Genomic DNA, 23,270 nt, shown 5'->3' on the forward strand with positions numbered 1-23,270 from the left:
CTCTCCTTTGTTTAAACGAATACCACAAAACTCCTCAAGTAGTCCGTTATAAATTGCAGTTTATTTAATTAAAAGAAAAAACGTTGAATATCATTCCAGGTCACTAACACCATCAATACCATGATAAAACCAAACCCAATAAGTGTTAGTATCCCTTCTTTTTCTTGACTCAAAGGTTTCCCTCTAAGTCCTTCGATAATGTTCAAGACAATTTTACCGCCGTCCAAAGCTGGGATCGGCAATAAATTGATGATTCCTAGATTGACCGACAACATTGCCATCAGCCAGATAACTGTATTCAATCCAGCTTTAGAAGCTTCTGAAGACATTTGGAACATCATGACCGGTCCGCCCAATTTATCCAAACTAAAACCGGTAAACAGTGATTTTAGTGCTTTAAAGATCTGCATGGAACTCTCTAAAGTCGTCTGGATGCCCCCAGCCAGTTTGTCTGTGAAACTAGTTTTCTTCGGCGGTGTAATGCCGATCATACCAATTTCCTGTTCTCCTGACTTTTGACTTTTAGGTGTGATTGCTACTTCTTTTGTCTTTCCATCAGACTCTACGTCTAGTGTTAATTTTTTTTCAGGACTAGCTTGGATGATTTTTGTAAAATCCTCCCACGTCGAAACTTCTTTGCCATCGATTGCTAAAATTTTGTCATTTGCTTTCAAATCTGCTTTTTGTGCTGGACTATCTGCCTGAACATCGCCGATCTGATTTGTATTTGTATATGTTACACCGCCCTGCATGAAGACGTATAATGTAAACAAAACAAAAGCTAAAATGAAATTATTCATCGGTCCGGCAAAATTCGTCAACATTCGCTGCCATAATTTAGCTGACTGAAACTGGACATCGATAGGCGCGATTCGCACTTCAGTACCATCCTGTTCAATGATCGTTGCATCATGATTTACTTTATACGTGATTTCGTTTGTTTCATCACCGTTCACGTAACCTTTGATGAATAATTCTTCCTCTAGATCTGCTTCCAACATTTCCATCGGGATACTGTTTGTCAGCTGAACTTTTTTACTTGTATTGATTTTTACGACTTCTTCCTGTTCATTCAACTCAACAGAAAGAGTCATCCCGGGGGCTAGCTCAGTTTCATCTTCCCCCATTCCAGCCATTCGGACATACCCGCCGATCGGCAGAATACGAATCGTATAAGCTGTGCCGTCTTTGCCTTGATGAGCAAAAATCTTTGGTCCCATACCTATCGCAAATTCCCGCACTAAAATCCCTGAGCGTTTTGCAAAGAAAAAGTGGCCAAATTCGTGCACAAGGACGAGAATACCAAAGACAATTATAAATGTAATGATCGTTTTCATAAATGACCTTCTTCCTTGATCCATCTTTCTATGATAGTTCTTGTTTTTTTATCGATCGCAATCACTTCTTCTAAAGTGACTTCGGTTGTTTCATTGTACTCGTTCACTGCTCGCTGAACAAAGTGTTCAATCTGCAAGTATGAAATTTTGCCTTCAATGAAAGCTGTCGCAGCGATTTCATTTGCTGCATTATAAACAGTTGGATAAGCGCCGCCTTTTCTCCCTACTTCAAATGCTAATCTCAACATAGGAAAACGCTCAAAATCCATTACTTCAAAATTCAACTGACTGATCTGAGTCAAATCAAATGCTTTTTCATTTTTTATCGGTAAGCGTTTGGGATACGTCAATGCGTATTGGATCGGTTCACGCATGTCACTTGGTCCTAATTGAGCTAAGTAAGCACCATCAGTTAGAACGATCATTGAGTGGACAATACTTTCTTTATGTAAAACAACTTTTATTTTATCATAATCTACACCAAATAACCAATGGGCTTCAATAACTTCTAACCCTTTATTCATCATCGTGGAAGAGTCGATCGTGATTTTTTTGCCCATCGACCAGTTTGGGTGCTTTAACGCTTGTTCTAAAGTAACTTTTTTTAGATCTTCTCGTGATAGATCCCTAAAACTGCCGCCAGAAGCTGTGATCATCAATTCCTTCAAATTTTCTTTTGGTTGTCCTTCTAAACACTGATAAATGGCTGAATGTTCACTGTCTACAGGTAATATTTGCACCTTGTGTTTAGCTGCTGCCTCCATGACCCATTGGCCTGCCATGACCAGAGTTTCTTTATTTGCCAGTGCAATATCTTTTCCTGCTTCTATTGCGGCCATCGTCGGCGCAAGCCCGACGCTTCCTGTGACAGCAGTCAAGACAACATCTACAGAATCTAACGTAGCAGCTTGAACCAAGCCTATTTCTCCTACACCAAATTCAACTGCCGGAAAACGAGAAGCAAGAATTTCTTTGATATCTTCTGAGCCAACCCCGACATATCGAGGATTCAGCTGCTCAATCAAATCTGCGCCCGCCTCCACATTTGAATGAAATGTAAGGGAATCGATTTGAAATAATTCAGGATAAGCTTTGACTACATCAACTGTATTTGAACCGATCGAACCTGTTGCTCCTAGTAATGCTATTTTCTTCATAGTAAAAAGAAAAACTCTGACCAATCAGAGTTTTTCACCTTCCCTTCTTGCTTAGAAATTAAAATAATCCGAATAAATGCATGATTGGAAAAACAAAAAGCAAACTATCAAAACGATCCAAAATCCCGCCATGCCCAGGTAGAATCGTTCCAGAATCTTTTACATCATAATGCCGCTTGATCGATGACTCGACTAAATCACCAAATTGACCAACGATCGAAAAGACCACAGTCATTGCTAACATGATGGGTAAATTATACGTAAATAATTCTTTGTTTGGTGTTAACGTCAAGAATAATAACGCGACAACTACTGCACTAAGAATACCGCCCAAAGAACCCTCGATCGTCTTATTAGGTGAAACTTCCGGCCATAATTTTCTTTGACCGAAGCGTTTCCCAATGAAATAAGCGCCGATATCTGTTGCCCAAACCACAAATAATGCATAAAGCAGTACAACAAAGCCAGTAGCTCTTGCATTGACGAAGTTTTGAAAACCAACACCAACATACAAGCTAGTGATCACTGGAAAACCAGCCTGAGAAATAGTATACATATTTTTTGACGCCACAAGGCCGCCTAGTAAAATCATCACTGTAACATAAAACAAAATAAAATTGTCAGCTTTTTCAGGTAAAAAGAAAAACCAACGCTCTTTCGGCAACACTAGCAATACTGCACCCAAAGCAGAAAGGACCCCTTCGAAACTAACGATTTCTAACCCCTTCATTCTAAATAACTCGTAAACACCAACCACTGCAAGCACAGCAGCAGCCAATTCGATCAGAAAACCTCCGTACCAAATAATTGGAATAAACACAACTAAAGCTACGGCAGCCGTAATAACACGCTGTCTCATTTATTTTCCTCCTCTGTTTCTTTCAGACCACCAAAACGACGGTTTCTATTCTGGAATGAAGCTAAAGCCATTTCCAATAGTTCTTCATTAAAATCAGGCCATAAAGCATCCGTAAAAAACAATTCACTATAAGCAATCTGCCAAAGTAAAAAGTTACTGATCCTTTCTTCGCCGCTTGTACGAATCAACAATTCAGGATCTCTTAACTCCTCAGTCAAAAAACCTGTCATCAAATGTTGCGCTATAGACTCTTCTGTAATAGCATCTACCTGAAGCTCTCCACTAGCTGCCTGTCCAGCTATTTCTTTTACCGCAGTAACGATCTCAGCTCTTGAACCGTAATTTAGCGCAAAATTCAAGACCATGCCCGTATTCTCTTTTGTTTGATCGACAGCACGCGTAATAGCGTCTTGTGTGTGTTCTGGTAGAAATTCCTTGTAGCCCATCACATGGACTTTTACATTTTCTTTGATCAGCTCCGGCACGAATGTATCAAAAAAGTCAACCGGCAGCTGCATAAGAAAGCTTACTTCATCTGTCGGACGCTTCCAATTCTCAGTAGAAAAGGCATATAACGTGAGAACCTTGACCCCTAATTTACTCGCATGCTTTGTGATCTTTTTGACGGTGTTCATCCCTTCTTTGTGTCCAGCAATTCTAGGTAAACGACGATTTTGTGCCCAACGGCCATTACCATCCATAATCACAGCTACATGTTTAGGGATCGCTCCCTCATTATTGAAAGTAAAGTCACTTTCCTGCTGTATATATTTATTCTTTTGCGGAAAAAAACGTAACATATTTTTCCCTCCAATCCAAAAATCTGTCTAGACTATTATAGCAATATCTTTCAGAAAAGCCTATGCAAATGAAAAATTTTTCGAGATTATTTAACAAATTCACTTAATTTACAAAAAAAATCCCCGATTCACCCTCCTATTCCATTACAAAAAGCGTGCAAAGAAAACGGCAAGATCGTTTTCCGTACACGCTTGTTGACTTTTATTCTTCTGACTCTTTCGTTGCTTCCGCTTTAAGATTCCCTTTACTTATACCAATTTGGATAACTGAATCGATCGGAACAAACTCATTATAGTTACTCATTTTTACAACAGTTCCTTTGGTAACAGTTGAATCAACATAATACACTTGATAGGTTATGTTTGCACCCTTTGATTGATAGTCATCAAAGAATATCTTTTGAAGATCGCCTTCTACTGTATTATCACGTAGATCCTTGATATAAGGCTTACCAATCGAGTATACAACCTGAATGACAGGCTTATCATCTTTTTCGGTAAACTTACTTCCGACTTCTACTGATTGACTGATAAAATGCCCGTACGGTACCGTGTTGTTATACAATTGTTTCACTTGTACCTGCAGCCCATTCCCTTTGTCCGCTGCTTCTTCTGCAGTAAATTGTGAAAAATCGGGTACGATCATCGCTTTTCCTGTAGAGACTGTCACTGTCAGTGTATCTCTCTTGGCAACTTTTGTGTCTTTACCTATGCTTTGAGATATCACCTTGCCCGCTTCGATTTTATCAGAATCTGCTTCTTCTACTTTTAATGTGATTTCGTTTTTCTTCGTCCATTCCGTGACTTCTTCTTTTGTTTTTCCTGTAAAATCTAGCATGGCAATATTTTTTTCAAAAATCTCTTTACCTTTTGAGAAATAGACTTTTGCTTTATCTTTACGTTTATATTCTTCTGCTTTTACATCTTTATTCGTGATCTCAAATTTAATGAAATCTCCTTGTGCTACTTTATCACTGTATTCTTCAATAATCGCTAAATTATCTGCTTTTTGCTCTGAGATCCATTTCTTTGCTTCGCTGATTTTCATTTCTTTAAATTCAGGTAACTGGATCTGCTCTTCCGGATCAGCACCCAAACTAGCATCAACAACTAATTCTTTGCCTTTTTTGATCTTTTTATTCTTGACCGTTTGATCAATGATCAAATTCGCTGCTTTATCAAAATCATATTTCTGGTCGACTTGAAGTTTCACTCCATTTTCAGCCGTCCATTCACGAACCTCTGATAATTCTTTCCCTTCAAAATCAGGGACTTTTACATGTGTCAATTGATAGTATCCAACATACAATAAAATTACAGCCGCCAAACTTCCCATACCGATTAAAATCAGTTTTGTTCTACGCTTCTTTTTGTACGTTGGATCCGTTTCGATAAACTCATCCGGATTTTGTGACGTAGTCACAGGTTCCGCTTTAGCAACTGGCGTTTCTGCTTCTTTTTTTGGTTCATATTTTTTCTTTTTTGTACGCTTCTTGGTGTAGATAACATCGTCAGTATTTTCTACTTGTTTAGGTTCTTCTTTTTCATTTGTGGTTTGCTGAATATTTTTTGAAGTAGAATCTACTGTATTTTTAGGCCCAACAAAAGCAGGTGTTGGCTCCTTTTTTGCAGATGATTGTTCTTCGTCATTTTTGATTGCTTTAGTTTTTTTCTGTTCTTTTTGCTTATTTTTATTTTCGCGGGTCTTTTCATAATTCTCACCGCTGAAATTTGATAGAAAATCACTCATATTTTTTTAACACACCTTTTTTCAGGTAGTACGTCTCATCCGACTGGGCAGCAATCTCATTCGAGTGAGTAACTACGATCACACATTTATTATGAACTTTCGCAAGATTTTTGAAAATGTGAACGATCTCTTGCTCCATTCCTTCATCTAAATTTCCAGTGGGCTCATCTGCTAAGATAACATCCACATTCGTCGATAGTGCTCTGGCAATCGCTACACGCTGCTGTTCACCACCTGATAATTGATTGACTAAGCGATCCGCTTTTTCGTGAGTGATCCCAATGTAATCCAGTAGATTATAGGCAACTTCTTTTTGATTTGGTGGTAACTCATTATCTGTGATCGACATGGCAACTAACACATTTTCTAATGCAGTCAAATACGGAACGAGATTATAACTTTGGAAAATAATACTGATATCATCACGGCGGTATTTTTCATACCCGATTGTTTTGATATCTTTTCCATTCAGCAAAATTTGTCCTTCCTTTGGTGTATCTAATGCACTGATCAATGAAAGAAAGGTCGTTTTTCCAGATCCTGACTGACCTAAAATCGTATAGAATTTTCCCTGTTCAAAAGACACGCTGGTATCTTTCAAAATGAAGCGGCGCTGATCACCATCTTGGTAAAAGTAACTAAGCTTTTTTGTTTCTAAAATCGCCATTCTCCTGACCTCCTACATCATTATTTTCTTTGGATTTAATCGTACGATATATAGTAATGGTAAAATTGCTGATAGTAGGACCGTTCCTAAACCAACAACTAAATAGGTCACGATATAGCCAAGCGAGAATTTCACTTCATAGGCATTCATGATGTCATCTGCGGTTAAATCAGCAGTGCCAAGTCCATCCATAACCATAAAAGTATTCATTTGATTATTCGTATTGTTTAAAATATCACTATTCAATAAAGAATCAGAAACCATTTTTCCTAAGAAGTTTCCTGTAATCAATGATAAAACCAATGCGATTCCGCTGATCAACAGCATTTCAATGATTATTTGCCCCATAACGTGACTGCGTTTGTCTCCAAGTGACAGGTAAATGCCCAATTCATGCTTACGATCTCTCATAAATAAGAGAACAACCAGCGAAATAATCAATAATGTCGCAATTACAGCAATCCAAACAACATAACCTGAAATTTGTGACATTTTTTTCATGCTCCCGCCGATTTGTTCATACTGATCAGCAGATGCTTTCACTGTATAAAGATTAGGCAACAGCGGTTGAGCTTCTTCTTTAAAAGCATCTACATCTTCTGGGCTCTTCAATACATATATTGGTGTATAGTATTCTTCTTCATTTTCACCATCGAACATCTCACTATTTGAGGAAGTTTCTTTCAACTTATCCATGTAGTTTTTATTGATTTCCAACACTGTTTTATTCGGTAAATAAACTGTATTGATCTGCTGTAAAGACATAAATTGCTGATTCATATTTTGTTCAGAATTTTTTTCTTTATCTTTTTCTTTCATTTCAACAGTCGTTGGTTCAAAAATACCAATGATTTGGATCGGTATGTCCTGCTTGAATAATTCTTTTTCTTCACCATTTTCGGCATAGTCGTAGCCTCTTGAGTCGGCAACCATTTGGTCTCCAACAGAAAGTCCGTTTTCCTCAGCAACTTTTGATGAAATCAAGCCGACATTTTTACCATTTTCGATATCTTCTTGTGTAAATATGTTTCCTTCGATCAGCTTGATTTTCTTTTCTTCTATATCTAAAACTTTATTATAGTTCACACCTTTTAAGGTAAAGCCTTCCATCATACCAAATTCTTCTGACTCTGTAGATACACTTTTCAGGTCTTTTGTTTGAACCATTGTCATTGCGCTATAATCATAATATTTAACGTAGGGAGATTCTCCAATTTTCTTAATCAAGTCTACCTTGAGTGGTTCAATCTCAACGTCTTCTTTCATAAATTCTTCTTGATTGTTTTCATAATCAAGTTGAATCGTTGCCATGCCACCAAGTTCTTTTTTTACACTTTTTTCAACATTTTGCGTAGACTGCTGAATTGCAATAGCACCAGCGATAACATTCCCTAATACAAAAATTACAGCAAATAAAATAAGTGACTTTCCCTTTTTTCTTGTCACACTGCATAATGCACGCTTAATAAAATTCATTTTTTCATCTCCTTCAAAAAAATATAGCTGATTACATTATTTCATAACACCGATTGATTAACAAGTTAATTTTTACTTACCACTATTAATCTTTGATTTTTAATAAATTATAAAGTTATATTTTTGAGTTTTTTCTATTTAAATAACAAATGTTCAAAATAAAAATAAATAAACAGCAAAGATATCCTTTTAACATCAGGCATCTTTGCTGTTTTCTATTTTTTCGATTTAGGAAAAAATTTAAACTTCTAACAACTCTTTTTCTTTTTCAGCTGTGATCGTATCAATATTTTTCACACTATCATCTGTCAGCTTTTGCGCTTCTTTTTCTAAATTACGTAATTCGTCTTCAGTGATTTCGTTATTTTTTTGTTGTTTTTTCAAATCATCGATCGCATCACGACGAATGTTACGAACAGCGATTTTCGCGTTTTCAGCAGCTTTTTTTACATCTTTCGCTAATTCTTTACGTCTTTCTTCAGTCAATTGTGGAATAACTAATCGGATAACCGTTCCATCATTTGTCGGACTGATACCGATATCGCTCGCTTGAATCGCTTTTTCAATATCTTCCAGTGAATTTTTATCAAATGGTGTGATCATCAAAACACGTGCTTCTGGAATATTGATTCCTGCAAGCTGATTGACAGGTGTTGGTGCACCGTAGTAATCAACTTGGATACGATCTAAAAGACTGGCATTCGCACGACCGGCACGAATTTGTCCTAGTTCACGTTGTAAGCTTTGTTCTGCTTTACCCATTTTTTCTTTTGCTGTCGCTAAAATTGTTCCGCTCATTCCTTATTTCCCCCTTACTGTTGTTCCGATATTTTCGCCTAAACATGCACGACGAATATTTCCAGTTTCATTTAGATTGAAAACAACTAATGGAATATCATTGTCCATGCTCAATGAACTTGCTGTTGAGTCCATCACTTGTAGTCCTTTTGAAATAACATCTAAGTGTGTTAATTCTTCAAATTTAACTGCATTTGCATCTACTTTAGGATCTGCTGAGTAGACACCATCAACATTATTTTTTGCCATCAAAATCACATCAGCATCAACTTCTGCCGCACGTAAAGCCGCTGTTGTATCTGTTGAGAAATACGGATTTCCTGTACCACCGGCAAAAATCACGATACGACCTTTTTCTAAATGACGCTCTGCCCGACGTCGGATATACGGTTCTGCAATTTGACGCATTTCGATCGATGTTTGAACACGTGTAGGAACGCCTAGATTCTCCAAGGTATCTTGCAGCGCCAACGCATTCATGACTGTTGCAAGCATTCCCATATAATCAGCTTGCGCGCGTTCCATACCCATTTGCGCACCAATTTGTCCACGCCAGATATTTCCACCGCCAACAACGATCGCCATTTCGATCCCTAATTCATGTACTTCCTTGATCTCTTCTACAATTTCTTTGATTACAGGAGGCTTAATTCCAAACCCATCTTCTCCGGCTAACGCTTCGCCGCTTAACTTCAATACAACTCGTTGATACTTAGGTTTTACCATTTTGATTTCCCTCCACCATTTATCTATCAATAGTTTAACATATTTCGACTATTATTTCTTTTAATTCCTAAAAAAAGGGAGCGCATCTTCATGCGTTCCCGACTGTCTCAAAAGCAGAAACAGAATTATTTTTTGATTTGGCTCATAACTTCGTCTGCAAAGTTATCTTCACGTTTTTCGATTCCTTCGCCTACTTCAAAACGAGTGAAAGATTTAACTGTAGCGCCTTTAGATGCTACATATTTTTCAACTGTCATATCAGGATCTTTAACGAATGGTTGATCCACTAATGAAATTTCAGCTTTAAATTTGTTCAAACGACCGATAACCATTTTTTCAACGATGTTCGCTGGTTTGCCTTCATTTAATGCTTGCTCAGAAAGAATTGCTTTTTCATGATCTAATTCTTCTTGAGGAATTTGTGATTCGTTCACATAACGAGGGTTGATAGCTGCAACGTGCATCGCAACGTCTTTCGCAACTTCTTCGTCAGTCGTGCCATCTAAGACTGTCAATACAGCGATACGTCCACCCATGTGTAAGTAAGCGCCGAAAGCAGCATTATCAGCTTTTTCAACTAGCTCAAAACGGCGGAAGCTGATTTTTTCACCGATAACAGTTGTTGCTTCTACTAATTCAGACTCGATTGTACCTTTATCTGTTTTAAGTGCTAAAGCTTCTTCCATAGAAGCTGGTTTGTTTTTCGCGATTTCAGTAGCAATTTTTTTAACTAGGTCTTGGAACATTTCATTTTTAGAAACGAAATCTGTTTCAGAGTTTACTTCAACGATTGCTGCGAAGTTTCCATCTGTTGCAACGTTAGCTAAACCTTCTGCTGCTACACGGTCATTCTTCTTAGCAGCTTTTGCCATACCTTTTTCACGTAGATAATCTACAGCTGCATCCATGTTTCCTTCTACTTCTACTAACGCTCTTTTTGCGTCCATCATACCGACACCAGTCATGTCGCGTAGTTCTTTAACTAATTTTGCTGAAATATCTGCCATTTTCTTGTTCCTCCTAAGTTTTGAAAGCTGAATGAGCTCGATAAGACTCGACTGAAAAATAGAGAAATATGAATGTGATGCTTTTAATCACAGGCAAATTTCATCTTTTTTCTGAGAGTCTAGCTCATGAAGCTAGATAGTTTTAAAAGCCTAACAGTCTCGTTTAACCTTGACTGAAAAATGGGAAAAATTGATTGAGATGTCTTTTGTCTCACTTCATTTTTATCCATTTTCCAAAGCGCTAGCTCATGTTTGTTTAAAAAAAGCTATCTCAAAGGTAAAATCAGGCTTTTGTTCGCCTAGCCTTCAAGACAGCTCTGTAATTTTATATTATTCTGCTGATTCGTTGCTGCCTTCAACAACATCAACGATTTCTTCGATAGAAGTTGCAGCTTCTGGTGCTTCTTCAACGAATGTTTCTTCAACGACTTGATCTTCACCTTGGTTTCCTTCGATGAAAGCATCAGCCATTTTAGCAGTGATCAATTTAACCGCACGAATCGCATCATCATTTGATGGGATTACTACATCGATCTCATCAGGATCACAGTTTGTATCAACCATAGCAACGATCGGGATGTTCAATTTTTGTGCTTCTTGAACAGCAATACGTTCTTTACGAGGATCAACGATGTACATTACATCTGGAATTCTAGGCATATCAGCGATACCGCCTAAGAATTTTTCTAAACGTTCGCGTTGTTTGTTTAAGCCAACAACTTCTTTTTTAGGAAGTACATCAAATGTTCCATCTTCTTCCATTTTGTTGATGTCTTTCAAACGTTTGATACGTTTTTGGATTGTATCCCAGTTAGTTAGAGTTCCACCTAACCAACGGTGGTTAACATAGAACTGACCTGAACGAATCGCTTCGTCTTTGATTGCTTCTTGTGCTTGTTTTTTTGTTCCTACGAATAATGCAACACCGCCGTCTTCAGCAACGTTTTTCATGTAATCGTAAGCAGCATCTACTAATTTAACTGTTTTTTGTAAGTCAATGATGTAGATTCCGTTTCTTTCTGTGAAGATATATTTCTTCATTTTTGGGTTCCAGCGACGAGTTTGGTGACCAAAGTGTACGCCGGCTTCTAGTAATTGTTTCATAGAAATTACTGCCATGATTTGTTTCCTCCAATTGGTTTTTATTTGTTCCCTCTCCTGTTCTCAGCTTTATAAGGAACTACTAAACGCAGCACCGCCTTATAAATCAAACAAGGATGTGGATTTAGTGTTTTCACACCGTTAACTAGTATAACTTACTCTTATAGATATTTCAACAATAAAAAAAGGTTTTTCTGAATTTATGTAAAGACTGCCTCTCACTTCCGTTGACTACAACTCCATTAAAAAGAAGTGACTGAGACATAACATATCTGCTATATTTCAATCACTTCATATTTGAACTTTAGTGCAGTCTCTTTGTTCATCCTATTTTTGCATTACTATAGTAGACTATTCATTATGAGACAATACTACACGATCATTCAACGGTTGGATCTCGCGATTATTATGATCATAGAATTCTTGGAAATCTTTGATTTGTTCAGCAGAAACTTCGACAGGATTTTTAAGCACATACCACTCCACGTTTTCAGAAAGTGGCGGTGTCGTAAGTGAACCTAGGTAATGATAGTAACTTTTATTCTCAGGGAACATTGTTTCGATATCTGTGATCTCACTATCTTTTTGGTTCTTCACGTCATCTAATACTTCTTGGAATCCTTTGTTTTCCTGACCTTTTTCAAAGAAAACACCGATCACCGCAAGTCTTCCATCTTGTGCTTGATTGACAAAGTGAGCTTCCATTGGATAATGCTTGCCATCAACAGTATGCTCACTCTCAGCATGGAAATGGAATTGAGTCAATTCAAAATTTCGTCCATTGATCACGGCTGTACCTGAATCAGTCAATTGAATGCTGTGACCATTATTTTCAGCCTTTGTGATTTTAGCACTATAGTCAAGTGTGATTCCGCCTTTATCAGTCATTTCTACTGATGATGAAGCCGGAATATCGATCGGCGACTGCATTTTCCCAGCAACCTGCTCCCACTCTTCCTGTGCATCATAATCAAAATGACCAGCTTCTTTTTTTGTTGTACTTTCTTGTGTGTGTGAAGAGCTTTCGCTTGTTTTTGTTGCAGTTTGTTGACTGCAAGCTGTTACTAATAACAACGACGGTAATACCATCGACATAAGCAACGTTCTTTTCATATTTGTTTCCTTCTTTCAAATTTAGCAAACTTACTTCTATTTACCATCATTATAAAAAACATAGCTATGCTCTTTTCATCGCTTGCCGGCTAAAGTATTATACTGCTTCTGCGCCAATATTTCAAACAAAAATAACAGGAATTTCTCCTTGTTATTTTATCTTTTTGTTTAAAATTTTTTTCACAAGAAATGATACATCAAAATCCCAGCAGCAATCGCAACATTCAATGATTCTGCTTTTCCGACGATCGGAATATAAACAGACTGATCGACCATTTCCAATAGTTCTCTTGAGACCCCTTGTCCTTCATTTCCCATGATCAAAGCATAATTTTCTTGTTTAGGTAATGTCTGATAAGCAACTGCTTCTTTATTTAATTCAGTGCCATAGACAGAAATTCCGTTTTTTTGAAATCCTTCGATTACTTCTGCAAGCGGCAAACGAAAGAGCGGCAAATGATAATTACTGCCCTGCATCGCCCGAAGAACTTTTGTATTATAAATATCTGCACAACCAGAGCCTAGGACAACGCCAGTCAGCCCAGCAGCATCTGCTGTGCGAATCATCGTACCCACATTCCCAGGATCTTGAACATTATCTAACAATAGCCAACGCCCATGATGAGACATCCCTTGTTCCTGATCTGGCATCTTAACAACTGCTAGCATCCCTTGAGGTGTCGGTACTTCAGAAAGAGAACTTAAAATTTCTTCTGTCACGAAAATAAAGCGTTCATCTTCATGTAAAGCAATCCACTCAGCCCATTCCTCTATCCCACGCTGATTGATCAAAATCCACTCGACTTCAGCATGTGCCTTGATTGCTTCTTCGATCAGATGAAAACCTTCGATCAAATAGCGTTGTTGCGCTTCACGATGTTTTTTTATTCTTAATTTTTTTAATTCTTTCATCATTGTATTTTTGCTGGACAAAATTTCTTTCATTTTTACACCTCACCAGCATTTATTATACCATGACTATTTCACCTCAAACAATCACTACTTTACTTGTCAGATAATCAAAAAAACGCTATCATTGATAGTAAGTTAAAAGCGAGGTGCACACTTATGAGAAAAGTACGCATGAATGTTCAAGGCAGAGTCCAGGGTGTAGGTTTTCGCTATATGACTAAGCTTGCTGCAGATGAGCTTGGTATAGCAGGAACCGTCCGAAATGAAGACGATGGTTCTGTTTCAATAGAAGCATTCGGCACAGATGAAAAAATGGCTGAATTCATACAAAGAGTCAAAGACTCACCTAGTCCTGCTGGGCGAGTAACTTATGTTGATCTACAAGACGACCCATTACTCGAAGAATATTCTTCTTTTAAAGTCACTAACTAGTCGAAAGCAATTATGAAGGATCCTACTCAGACTTGAGGCGGATTCTTCTATTTTTTATTGAAAAAAAACGCTTTTTCAAGTATAGTTAGACATGTGCAAATTTTTTAGAAAAGGACAGAGTGAAATGCAAAAATTAAATAAGTGGCTACTGGGTTCCGGCCTATTCACCTTGGTATTGTTTTTATCAGGCTGTGTAAAAACTGGATCTGATGGTCAACCAACAGGTGAAGGAATCATTTATAACTTCCTAGTAAAACCAATGAGCAGCGCCATTACATATCTTGTTGATAATTTCAACTGGAACTACGGCTGGGCCATTATCTTCATCACGATCATTGTACGGCTGGTCATCATGCCTTTAGGCTTGAGCCAATCGAAAAAAAGTATGATCCAAACAGAAAAAATGCAAGCGATCAAGCCTCAACTTGATGCTGCACAAGCAAAATTAAAAGAAGCGACCACTCGAGAAGAACAAATGCAGGCGCAAGCAGAATTACAATCTGTCTATAAAGAAAACAACATGAGTATGATGGGCGGTATCGGCTGTCTACCATTATTGATCCAAATGCCGATTTTCTCTGCCTTATTCTTTGCAGCTCGTTATACGAAAGGTATCAGTGAAGCTAGCTTCCTTGGTGTCAACCTTGGTCAACCAAGTATGATCTTCGTTATTTTAGCCGGAGTTGCTTACTTACTACAAGGGTATCTTTCAACGATCGGTATTCCGGAAGAACAAAAGAAAACGATGAAATCTATGTTGATCGTTTCACCTTTGATGATCGTCTTTATGTCTATCAGCTCGCCAGCAGGCGTTACGCTATATTGGGTAGTCGGCGGTATTTTCACTTGTATCCAAACATTTATTACAAACATATTATTAAAACCAAGAATCAAAGCGCAGGTTGCGGAGGAATTGAAAAAGAATCCGCCTAAACAAGTGGTAACACCTAGAAAAGATGTTACTCCAGCTGATTTGAAACCAGCAGAAAAAACACCTACGAAAACAACTAGCTCACCTAAAGGTCGAAACGCTGGTAAACAAAATAGAAAATAAGAAAAGGACTGAGACCTAACTTTTAGAGTTAGGTCTCAGTCCTTTTTAAAACAAATAGACAGCAAATGCAGAAATACTCTTTTGAGAATCCGCTCCAACTTCTACTTTATTCGTTACTTGTGATACCATTTAAAAATAAATCCACAACTTGATCAATCGTCAATGTTGTTGTTCGCTGCTCTGCTTTGATGTATGGTGATAATGTATTCAAGAAATGAGTTGTTGCTATTTCAGGAGATACTCCAGAACGTATCGGAAAATCACTTGTTTTAAACAGACGGAGCAACGGCTCTTTATAGGATTGATTCCAAAGCATAAATAATTTATATTGGGTTTCTTCCATTAATTTTGTATTAAAATCATGCATCATCAAATCAAAATCAAATGGATGTTTTGTTTTTAAGCACTCAGCAAATCTTTTTAATTTGCTAACCGTATCCAGCGTCTGATCCTCCACTATCACAACTAATTCTTCATTCACATCACTTAATAAGGTTTCAATGACACCGATATAGACTTCTTCTTTATTTTTAAAATGATGATACAAATTAGGTTGCGTCACTTCGGCCAACTGCGCAATTTGTCTTGTAGATGTCCCTAAATAACCATTATCCATGAACAATCTAGTTGCTACTTGAATGATTCGATCTCTCGTGTTTACTATTTCTTTTTCCATTTACATTGCCACCTATAATTGATATGACTCTTATTTTAACAGAAATAATTGAAGAAAAACATATCAGCTAGCTTTCTTTTTAGATAAAAGAAATAAATCATACAAACAAAAGAGTGAAATCAGCAATAAACAAATCATAACGGTCGTAATGATCATTGGGTAGGCACCATTCCAGCCATCTGCTGAACGATGCTTCACTAATATACCGTAATACGCCCAAAGTGTAGCTATTCCATAAGCGATATCTCTATTCTTGATAACTGTTGCGCCAATGATCACCACACCAACAAGTAAAATGACTATTGTCCACACTTGCTGATTGTCTTGTAAAAAAGCAATATTTTTATCAACTAAAAAAGCAGTGATATTCGCAATCGTTGCAATCGTGATCCAGCCAAAATACACGCTAAATGGCAAACGTATAAAAAAGTAATCGCCCTTAGTCAAAGACATCATCGCTAGCATTCTATTGCAATAAATCAAGGTGATCAATAATCCCAACATAATAAAAATAGTGATATTGATATATAAATATTGCCAAGCAACTAACCAAAGACTATTTAAAACTGAAGAAATAATAAAGACTATACGTATTTTTTGCGCTATCTGTCTATTGGCTAAAATCGACCCATTTTTTGGTTTTATCCATTGATATACAACAAAGGCACCCAGTAGTAAGTAAATAACTGACCAAATCGAAAACGTAAGTCCTGCTGGAGCAAACAAATTTGAATAACTATCTAAAACTTCTTGTGTCGTCATTCCATTCATCGGCAATAAGACCGCAGCAGCATTCACGCCGATCATTACAACATAGATGATCGGTACCAGCCACTGATACAACTCTTTTTTCATCTGGTTCATGTTAACTCCTCCTTCTTTATAATCCTTTCTTTCCAATAAAAGGGACAAACTTTGGTGTTTTTGCTGCATATGCTAAAAAGTCAGGACGTTCTTTATATTTTTTTTCAAGCAAAGGTACACCTGAAACAAATAATAATAATAAGGTGATTGTCAAAGGCCCAATGATCCCCCAAACATTCCGCACTTCATTCAAACTGATCAAAAAGATGCCCCACCAGCTAAGTGCTTCACCAAAATAATTTGGGTGTCGAGTCAACGACCATAAACCAGTTGTCAATAACTTTCCATGATTCGTTTTATCCTGTTTAAATTTTGCTAATTCATAATCACCGATCACCTCAAAACCAAAGCCAAGTAACCAAATAACGATTCCAGCTCCGTTCCACCAGTAAAATGAATTGGAAGATCCTGTAACGACCAATAAAATCGGTAATGATACGATCATCAGCAACACACCTTGTAATACAAAAACATTCAAGTAAGCTTTCAATTTGGCAAAATGTGTGCCCCAACGTTTACGCATATTTACATAGCGATAATCTTCCGGCTTACCAATATTTCTTTTCGCTAGGTGAAGAAACAAGCGAATCCCCCAAACTGCAACTAAACTTACGATGATCGTACTTACTTTTGTTTTATTCGGCATGATCAAATAACCTGTTAGTGCAACGATGACAAAACCGATTCCCCATGCTAAATCCACGATCGAATTATTTTTCAAATATTGTGCCCAAAAGAACAATGCCGTGAAGTAAACAAATAGTACCCCACTTATGATCCAAATCGTCATTCTAATTTCCTCCTTTATCTGCTAATTCAACTGCTACTGCAACACAACCTTGTCCTGCACTTAACGCAACAACTGAAGAAATATCCATGATATAACTTGCTGGCAAACTAAATTCTGTCTCTAATTTTTTGCCCCAAACCTCAGCTTTTTCAAAAGAATCGGCATGAAGGACGGAATAGCTTTTTATCCCTTGAGACTTATGCATCATTTTTAGCTTTTTGAAAATTTTTCGTTCATTTCCTTCTAAACTAAACGAAAAGTTACTGAGCTTCCCTTCGCCTTCTTCACTTAAACTAACGATTGGCTTTACATTTATTTTTTTCGCTGCTCTCCCTGCGATTTGCGGAATTCTTCCCGAATCAATCATCGGATTCAAGTCATCAACACTCACTAAAATTTTTATATGCGCCCGCTTCGCCTTGATTCGTTCAACGATCGTTTCAAAAGCTAATCCCTCTTTGATCCACTCATTTGCTTTCATCACCAAAAGTCCTTCGGCACCTGAATTGAGTCTAGAATCGATCACTTCGATACGAGCTTGTGATGTCGTTCTTTTTACTGCCTGTTTCACCGCTTGATATGTTCCACTCAATTTGTCCGCTACAGTAATGACAATGATCGAATCGTATTTATTTTCTAAAAACGAAAAGAGGTTTTCAACAGTTCTTACCGCGGGCTGTGCACTTGTTGCACGTTGGTGCTGCTTTTTCATCAAAGTGAAAAGATGTTGATTTTGAATCGTCACTTTATCGATATAGCTCGTTTCACCTAATAAAATATTCATGGGTAAAACATGGATTTGTTCTTCCAACAAATAATCTGCTGGCAAATCTGCGATGGAATCAGTGACTAGAGCAATAGAAGCTTTTTTATCCTGACTGATTTGATACTGTAATAGCATATCATCTGCCTTTTGTTGTCGCACATCTCCAATTTCACCGACTATTTCCAAAACCTTAGCAGGTTGATTCGAATGAATATGAATTCTTGCCTTGCCACGATTGACCGCCACGATCAATGAGTCTCCCAGATGTTTGATTTTATCTTGGATTTCTTGCTTTGTTAAAGCAACTTGATCTAAAAGGATTTCGGTACAATAACGATAAGCCGGTTCTTCTGTGTCAGGGTGTGTCATAGTTTGAAATGCTGGATTAGATGGCGTTTCAACACTTACTACATGCTGACTTCCATTTTTTTTATCGATAAAGGCTTGCGTGAATCCTTTGATAAAGACGTAAAATCCTTGTGCACCAGCGTCTACGACTTGGTTCTTTTTTAGCACCTTTAGCTGCTCTGTCGTATTCTCCAACGCTTCTTTTGCAGCAGTAAGTGCTTTAGATAATTTCATTTCAAGCGTCGATCTTTGCTCACCTTCGTTTAATGCTTCTGCCCATGAACGCATTACTGTAATGATCGTTCCCTCTACAGGATTTTCAATTGCTTGGTACGCCTCACTAATAGCAGATTTCATACTACTCACAAGACTTTTCACCGAATTTTTTTCCTCTGAATCCAATAAATGGGTGTAGATCCCATTAAAATATTGTGCAAAAATAATACCGGAATTTCCTCTAGCACCAACCAAAGCAGCATCAGCAACTTTTTCAAAAACATCAAGAACTGATTGTGATTCTTCATGAGTTACTTCTAGTATCGATTGCATCAATGATGCTAAATTACTGCCGGTATCTCCATCTGATACTGGAAAAACATTGATTTGATTTAACTCCTTTTTCTCGTTAATCAATTGAATTGCCCCTTGTTGAAAGGCAAATAATAATTCTTGATGATCGATCATTTGATTAACCGTTTCCTTTTCCATGGGTATATTACCTCCAGTTGAAATGTTCGGCAAGATAAACAGTGATACCACAAGTTGTCGCTGTTACAAACATTCCCCAAATTAGATCAATGATGGTTATAACGCCTGGCCAGTTCTTCAACGTTGCTAGATTTGTTAAATCATACGTTCCGTAACAAACTAAGCCAAATAAAGCACCAGCTCCAATCGCAAAAAGCAAACTTTCCTTTTCGATCGCTGGTTGGATGACAAAAAATAGTACAGCAATGACATAAATGAGATAAAATAGTACAGCTGGTAAAATTTTGGTTTGTCCCATTAGATCACCTAAATAATTTTGATACATTTTCTTAGAAATCAAAAATAGCCAGATAAAATCAAGAATCAAAAAAACTAATGCGGTGGTACCAAAAAGTTTAAATGAAAAATTCATGTATGTTCCCTCCTAAAATAAAAAATGATACGATTACCTTATCAATTGATAAGGTAATCGTATCATGCTTAAAAAAATTAGAAAACTATTTTGCTCATGAAAGAAGAACAGGCACTAATAGGGAAGTCTTTTTCACTTTTTATATTATTTTACGATCAATAAATCTAAACTTGCTAAAGATAAAGCCATTTTAGCAATACGATTCAGTTCATTCAAACGATTTGTTTTTACACGCTCATCTTCGACCATTACCATGGTTTCATCAAAATAACGCTCGATCAATGGACGTAAATCAACTAATGCTTGGTAATTTTCGGCCATCGTCTTGTCTTTAAAGCCAGCTTCAACAGCATTGACCGCCTTGTTCAGCTCTTTTTCAGCATCATTTTCAAACAAGGTCACATCTACTTCTGCTGATTGATCTTGTCCTTTTTTGGCTAAATTGATGACACGAGTCAACGCTTCGATCGATGGTCTAAATTCTTTATCTAACAAATGATTTTTGATGATCGTTGCTGATGAAAAAAGTTTCGTTAAGTCTTTTTGTTCTGCTGAAATCACAGCATCGATCACATCATGACGTACATCTTTCGTCAATAATAATTGACGCAAACGAGCTTTGACGAAGTCGATAACTTCTGCTTGTCCACTGTTCAATTGAATACCATATTTTCTGTCATCTGCATTGATCGCAGCATCGATCTCTCTTTGTAATTGATCAAGCGGGAATCTCCAGTTCTTGTTTTCAATAATGCGGATCACACCATATGTTTGACGACGTAGCGCATACGGATCATTCGAACCGCTAGGGATCATTCCCACAGCAAAGAATGAAAAGACGCTATCTAACTTATCTGCAATCGCTAAGACTGCACCAATATCAGAAACAGGCAGGTCACCTTCACTTGAAGTCGGCATATAATGCTCTTTGATCGCTTGGGCCACTGCAGGAGTTTCTCCTTGAAGTAAGGCATACTTTTCTCCCATGATTCCTTGTAGTTCAGGGAATTCACCCACCATGTTAGTGACTAAATCAAATTTATAGATCTCAGAAGCACGTTTCAACTCTGTCAGTTCATTTTCAGAAAGGCCAACTTCTTTACCGATCACTTGTCCGATAAGACCCACACGCTGCATTTTTTCATAAATCGTTCCAATTTTCTCGTGGAAGGTCACGTGTTTCAATTTATCGACACACTCTTCAATCGTTAATTTCTTGTCTTCGCTATAGAAAAATTCAGCATCCTCCAAGCGAGCAATCAACACTTTTTCATTCCCTTTGATGACGTTTTCAAGGTGTACATCATTTCCATTTCGAACTGAAATAAAATGCGGCAATAACATCCCTTGATCGTTACGTACCTCAAAATAGCGTTGATGCTCTTTCATTGATGTCACTAAAACTTCATCTGGCACAGACAAATACTTTTCATCAAAACCACCAACAAAAGCTGTTGGATACTCAACTAGATTGGTTACCTCTTCTAGTAATTTCCCATCTAAATCTAAGGTCCAATGATTTTTTTCTGCTAATTGTTCAGCTTGGGCAACAATCATCGCTTTTCTTTCTGCTGGATCGACGATCACATACTGCTCTTTCAGTTTCGCTTCATATTCTTTAGAGTGCATTATTGTCACATCATCACCTAAAAAGCGATGGCCACGCGATTGATTACTTGTCTCCACATCTAAAACAGAAAAAGGAATGATCTCGTCTCCTAAGAGTGCAACCAACCAATGGATCGGACGAATATATTCAAAATCATAGTTAGCCCAATGCATCGTTACAGGAAATGTCAGACTTGTGATCACATCTTTTAATCCACTTAATACATCAATCGTTTTTTGGCCATGATTATGCTTTGTGACATATACGTATTCTACTCCATTCAATTCCTTGAACGTAATCGCGTCCGTTCTTAGTCCTTGCCCTCTAACAAAACCTTCGGCAGCCTTACTCCAATTTCCTTGATCATCTTGAGCAATTTTTCTTGCTGGTCCTTTGACCTCTTCCTGTGTGTCTTCTTGTTGTTCAGGTAATTGAGTGACACGAACAGCTAAACGACGAGGCGTTGAGAAACTTTGAACTGTTTCATACGCTAAATTATTTTCTTCTAAAAATTTCACTACTTTTTGTTCTAATTGTAAACGGCTTGGAGTGACAATATGTGCTGGGATTTCTTCCAATCCAATTTCGAGTAATAGATCTTTCGCCATATTAGTTTGCCTCCTTCGTAACTTGTTCTTCTTTATTCAATAATGGGAATCCTAATTTCTCACGCTCTGCAACAAAAATCTTCGCTACTGCACGTGCCATATTTCTAATACGTGCAAGATATCCTGCACGTTCTGTCACGGACACTGCCCCGCGAGCATCCAGTAAATTAAAAGTATGACTGCATTTTAAAATATAATCATATGCTGGATGTACTAAATTTTCATCGATACAGCGTTTTGCTTCTTTTTCAAATTTATCAAAGTTTTCTAAGAGCATCTCTTGGTCACTGATTTCAAATGAGTATTTTGAATGCTCGTATTCAGGCTGATTGAAAATTTCACCATATTTTACGCCATTGGTCCACTCTAGATCATACACACTTTCAACTTCTTGAATATAAGAAGCTAGTCGTTCGATCCCATAAGTGATCTCAGATGTCACCGGATGACAAGCTAACCCGCCCACTTGTTGGAAATAGGTAAACTGAGTAATCTCCATACCGTCAAGCCAAACTTCCCAGCCCAGACCAGCACAGCCCATTGAAGGGTTTTCCCAGTTGTCTTCCACAAAACGAATATCGTGAGCTAACGGATCGATTCCGAGCAATTCTAAACTTTCTAGATACAGTTCCTGGATATTTTCTGGTGAAGGTTTCATCACCACTTGAAACTGATGATGTTGATAAAGTCTATTAGGATTCTCTCCATAACGACCGTCAGCAGGACGACGTGATGGTTCAACATAAGCCGCATTCCAAGGTTCAGGTCCGATCGCTCGTAAAAAAGTATACGGACTCATCGTTCCCGCTCCCTTTTCCGTATCATAGGACTGCATGAGCATACAGCCATTTGACGACCAAAATTTTTGTAACGTTAAAATCATATCTTGCACAGTAAGTTTCTTCTCCATTGAGATCCTCCTTAATATAAAAGCGGAACAGGCTTGCCCAGCTCTGACAGAAAAATAGGAAATATTGAGTTAGATGCTCTTTATCTCACTCAATAGTTATCTTTTTTCCGAAGAGCTAGCCTGTGCAGCTGGATAACTATAAAAGCGGAACAAATCGTCTAATCCGGTAGAAAATTAGGAAATTGCCTTTGAGGTGCTTTTTACCTCACTGACAATTTATCTATTTTCCTAAGGATTGATTTGTGCAGCTGGATAACAATAATGATCAACACTTTCTTCGAAAGTCTTGTACTGTTCTACATCAGTTCATTTTACTCACTGTGTTTCTCAGTAAAAGCGGAATGAGCCTGTTTAGTCTCGACAAGAAAATAGGAAAACATGACTGAGGCG

22 protein-coding genes are annotated in these 23,270 nt (G+C 37.6%); 2 read left to right on the plus strand and 20 right to left on the minus strand.

Going from position 1 to position 23,270, the window contains the following annotated elements:
* Positions 1-68: 68 nt before the first annotated feature.
* The 13 genes from rseP to A5889_RS01980 all read right to left on the minus strand — a co-directional run bounded on the left by rseP (position 69) and on the right by A5889_RS01980 (position 13,736).
* Positions 69-1,337, minus strand: a complete 1,269-nt coding sequence (gene rseP, locus A5889_RS01920; RefSeq protein WP_087640192.1) for an RIP metalloprotease RseP — start codon at positions 1,335-1,337, stop codon at positions 69-71.
* Positions 1,334-2,494: a 1-deoxy-D-xylulose-5-phosphate reductoisomerase gene (locus A5889_RS01925; RefSeq protein WP_087640430.1), complete on the minus strand. Its 1,161-nt coding sequence runs from the start codon at positions 2,492-2,494 to the stop codon at positions 1,334-1,336. The genes rseP and A5889_RS01925 overlap by 4 nt, the downstream gene beginning before the upstream one ends.
* A gap of 58 nt (positions 2,495-2,552) precedes the next feature.
* Positions 2,553-3,353, minus strand: coding sequence for a phosphatidate cytidylyltransferase (locus A5889_RS01930; protein WP_087640193.1), 801 nt, complete (start codon positions 3,351-3,353; stop codon positions 2,553-2,555).
* A complete protein-coding gene (locus tag A5889_RS01935; RefSeq protein ID WP_087640194.1) occupies positions 3,350-4,153 on the minus strand; it encodes an isoprenyl transferase in 804 nt (267 codons plus the stop codon). Before A5889_RS01935 ends, A5889_RS01930 begins: the two co-directional genes overlap by 4 nt.
* Before the next feature lie 202 nt (positions 4,154-4,355).
* On the minus strand, positions 4,356-5,903 hold the full coding sequence (locus tag A5889_RS01940) for a PASTA domain-containing protein (protein ID WP_087640195.1): 1,548 nt from the start codon (positions 5,901-5,903) through the stop codon (positions 4,356-4,358).
* Positions 5,896-6,570 (minus strand): ABC transporter ATP-binding protein, encoded by a 675-nt coding sequence (locus A5889_RS01945; RefSeq protein ID WP_087640196.1) that lies wholly within the window; start codon positions 6,568-6,570, stop codon positions 5,896-5,898. The genes A5889_RS01940 and A5889_RS01945 overlap by 8 nt, the downstream gene beginning before the upstream one ends.
* A gap of 12 nt (positions 6,571-6,582) precedes the next feature.
* A complete protein-coding gene (locus A5889_RS01950; protein WP_087640197.1) occupies positions 6,583-8,046 on the minus strand; it encodes an ABC transporter permease in 1,464 nt (487 codons plus the stop codon).
* A gap of 240 nt (positions 8,047-8,286) precedes the next feature.
* The gene (gene frr, locus A5889_RS01955) at positions 8,287-8,844 is read right to left on the minus strand and encodes a ribosome recycling factor (RefSeq protein ID WP_087640198.1); all 558 of its coding nucleotides are present in this window, start codon (positions 8,842-8,844) and stop codon (positions 8,287-8,289) included.
* A 3-nt stretch (positions 8,845-8,847) separates the two neighbouring features.
* A complete protein-coding gene (pyrH, locus tag A5889_RS01960) occupies positions 8,848-9,570 on the minus strand; it encodes a UMP kinase (RefSeq protein WP_069665001.1) in 723 nt (240 codons plus the stop codon).
* A 125-nt stretch (positions 9,571-9,695) separates the two neighbouring features.
* Positions 9,696-10,577 (minus strand): translation elongation factor Ts, encoded by an 882-nt coding sequence (gene tsf / locus A5889_RS01965; RefSeq protein WP_087640199.1) that lies wholly within the window; start codon positions 10,575-10,577, stop codon positions 9,696-9,698.
* A 330-nt stretch (positions 10,578-10,907) separates the two neighbouring features.
* Entirely contained in the window at positions 10,908-11,696 is a 789-nt protein-coding gene (gene rpsB, locus A5889_RS01970; RefSeq protein WP_087640200.1) for a 30S ribosomal protein S2, read from the minus strand.
* Between the two features lie 333 nt (positions 11,697-12,029).
* Positions 12,030-12,791 carry a carbonic anhydrase gene (locus A5889_RS01975; protein WP_087640201.1) on the minus strand — a complete coding sequence of 254 codons (762 nt, stop codon included), beginning with the start codon at positions 12,789-12,791 and terminating at the stop codon, positions 12,030-12,032.
* 180 nt (positions 12,792-12,971) lie between these two features.
* Entirely contained in the window at positions 12,972-13,736 is a 765-nt protein-coding gene (locus tag A5889_RS01980; RefSeq protein ID WP_087640202.1) for a TrmH family RNA methyltransferase, read from the minus strand.
* Between the two features lie 123 nt (positions 13,737-13,859).
* On the opposite strand from A5889_RS01980, the gene A5889_RS01985 reads away from it, so the two are divergent.
* Entirely contained in the window at positions 13,860-14,135 is a 276-nt protein-coding gene (locus A5889_RS01985) for an acylphosphatase (RefSeq protein WP_087640203.1), read from the plus strand.
* Between the two features lie 124 nt (positions 14,136-14,259).
* Positions 14,260-15,189, plus strand: coding sequence for a membrane protein insertase YidC (yidC, locus tag A5889_RS01990; protein WP_087640204.1), 930 nt, complete (start codon positions 14,260-14,262; stop codon positions 15,187-15,189).
* Between the two features lie 106 nt (positions 15,190-15,295).
* On the opposite strand, the gene A5889_RS01995 is transcribed toward yidC, so the two are convergent.
* From A5889_RS01995 to glyQ, 7 genes are all read right to left on the minus strand, one after another.
* Complete coding sequence (locus tag A5889_RS01995; protein ID WP_087640205.1) at positions 15,296-15,865, minus strand: TetR/AcrR family transcriptional regulator; 570 nt, start codon at positions 15,863-15,865, stop codon at positions 15,296-15,298.
* 63 nt (positions 15,866-15,928) lie between these two features.
* On the minus strand, positions 15,929-16,729 hold the full coding sequence (locus A5889_RS02000) for a tryptophan-rich sensory protein (RefSeq protein WP_242585273.1): 801 nt from the start codon (positions 16,727-16,729) through the stop codon (positions 15,929-15,931).
* A 16-nt stretch (positions 16,730-16,745) separates the two neighbouring features.
* Positions 16,746-17,519 carry a DUF1295 domain-containing protein gene (locus A5889_RS02005; RefSeq protein WP_087640206.1) on the minus strand — a complete coding sequence of 258 codons (774 nt, stop codon included), beginning with the start codon at positions 17,517-17,519 and terminating at the stop codon, positions 16,746-16,748.
* A gap of 1 nt (position 17,520) precedes the next feature.
* Positions 17,521-19,341, minus strand: coding sequence for a DAK2 domain-containing protein (locus tag A5889_RS02010; RefSeq protein ID WP_087640207.1), 1,821 nt, complete (start codon positions 19,339-19,341; stop codon positions 17,521-17,523).
* Between the two features lie 7 nt (positions 19,342-19,348).
* Positions 19,349-19,753: a DUF2177 family protein gene (locus A5889_RS02015; RefSeq protein ID WP_087640208.1), complete on the minus strand. Its 405-nt coding sequence runs from the start codon at positions 19,751-19,753 to the stop codon at positions 19,349-19,351.
* A 144-nt stretch (positions 19,754-19,897) separates the two neighbouring features.
* A complete protein-coding gene (gene glyS, locus A5889_RS02020; RefSeq protein ID WP_087640209.1) occupies positions 19,898-21,970 on the minus strand; it encodes a glycine--tRNA ligase subunit beta in 2,073 nt (690 codons plus the stop codon).
* 1 nt (position 21,971) lies between these two features.
* Complete coding sequence (gene glyQ / locus A5889_RS02025) at positions 21,972-22,880, minus strand: glycine--tRNA ligase subunit alpha (RefSeq protein WP_087640210.1); 909 nt, start codon at positions 22,878-22,880, stop codon at positions 21,972-21,974.
* Positions 22,881-23,270 lie beyond the last annotated feature (390 nt).

The organism is Enterococcus sp. 9D6_DIV0238 (genome assembly GCF_002174455.2).
Lineage (GTDB): Bacteria > Bacillota > Bacilli > Lactobacillales > Enterococcaceae > Enterococcus_L > Enterococcus_L dunnyi.